Source organism: Tepidibacillus sp. HK-1 (genome assembly GCF_001748485.2).
GTDB lineage: Bacteria > Bacillota > Bacilli > Tepidibacillales > Tepidibacillaceae > Tepidibacillus_B > Tepidibacillus_B infernus.
Genome location: NZ_BDGM02000052.1, coordinates 1 through 1,561, shown reverse-complemented (window position 1 = coordinate 1,561; position 1,561 = coordinate 1). Strand labels below are relative to the sequence as shown.

At 37.3% G+C, this 1,561-nt stretch carries 1 protein-coding gene; it reads left to right on the top strand.

The genetic code is table 11. From position 1 onward, the window contains the following. The first annotated feature begins 127 nt into the window (after nt 1-127). Nucleotides 128-1,483, top strand: coding sequence for an IS1182 family transposase (locus BEN26_RS13790; protein ID WP_069799695.1), 1,356 nt, complete (start codon nt 128-130; stop codon nt 1,481-1,483). Nucleotides 1,484-1,561 lie beyond the last annotated feature (78 nt).

Genomic DNA, 1,561 nt, shown 5'->3' with positions numbered 1-1,561 from the left:
TGAATCAATTTCATAATTATGAGCCCTACGGGCTCAAGGCTTTTAAAAGCTAAAAAAAGGAGTACCTCCCCAAAATGTCGAATGAGTAAGTAACGACACCAACTCTAAGACTGGAGGAAGACTCCCTATGCCTATTATAAGACAAGAAAGCCTATTTAATATACAAGAATTATATGATTTAGAACCTACCCAACGATTTGAAGCTATCTTTTCAACGATTGACATCGATCCAATATTGGCTGTGGTTGCGAAAAAATCGAGATTTGGTAGACCTGTTGAGCTTAACTATGCAGCGATGATCTATTCTTTAATTGCCAGAATTACAGAACGCATTCCATTTATCAAAGATTTAGTAAAACGTCTCAAGAATGATATCGTCTTTCGCCTTGATTGTGGCTTTTTGGTTTCTGATTCTGTGCCATCTGAGGCTGCATTCTCACGTATGATTTCACTCATCAAGGAATCGAACGCTTTAGAAAAAGTCCAAGAGACTCTCCTTCAACAAGCGATTAGTGAAGGCTTTATTTCCGATGATACGATAGTTATCGATTCAACCCATTTTGAATCCCGTAATCAGGCGCCACCAAAGGAAGAAAAACCTAAAGATGAACCAAAAAAACGGGGACGTAAATCAAAGAAAGAACGTGAACAATGGCTTATTGAAAAAGCAGAGCAGGAAGCTAACCTTCCACTTTTTGAAAAGAAAATTGAAGATCAATTAGACGTCCCATTAGCTGAGTTACGTGCCAAAATTCCTCAGGATCCCCAATGGGGCATAAAGAAAAATAGCGAAGGGAAAAACGTTTTTTGGTTTGGTTATAAAGCTCATTTGGCTGTTGGAGCAACAAGTCAATACATTTTTCAATCTCTTCTTTCTTCAGGTAACTTGAATGATGGAAAAGCTGCTATCCCTTTATTAAAAGGGATTCATGAACTTGTACGACTTCCGTCACTTCGCTATGATGTATTGGATGCTGGTTATGACTACGAACCCATTTATATCCAAATTCATCGAATGGGACATCAAGCCGTTATTGCTTATAATAAACGGAATGAGTCTGAACCGATAGGTTTTGACAAACATTTTGCGCCGACATGTGTTCGAGAGCATTCCTATCGCTATGACAGTTTTGATGAAAAATATGAAACCCTAAAATACACAAGACCAAAGGAATGTAAGGATTGCCCCTTAGCTCATGATGAGCTTTGCCAAAAGGTATATAAGGTTAAAATTACGACAAATCTCAGAAAATATACAGCTCCAGCCCGTGGCTTAAAAGCTTGGAAAGACATCTATAAACGCCGGACTGCTGTGGAACGAGTGAATGCGTATCTGAAAGAATTCTTTCAACTAAACAATGTTCGATATCGAACTGGAAAACGTGCTAAAGTTCATTTTGACTTCGTAACATTGGTTTATAATGCTTCAAAATTAGCTGTTGATCGGATTAATGCCAAGTTGAACCAACAAAAAGCTGCTTAAAAACTTAAAAATTTTAAAAACGATTTAAATTCTGCAGGTCTGTCTTTCTTTAAAAGAAGGAATTATGAAATTGATTCA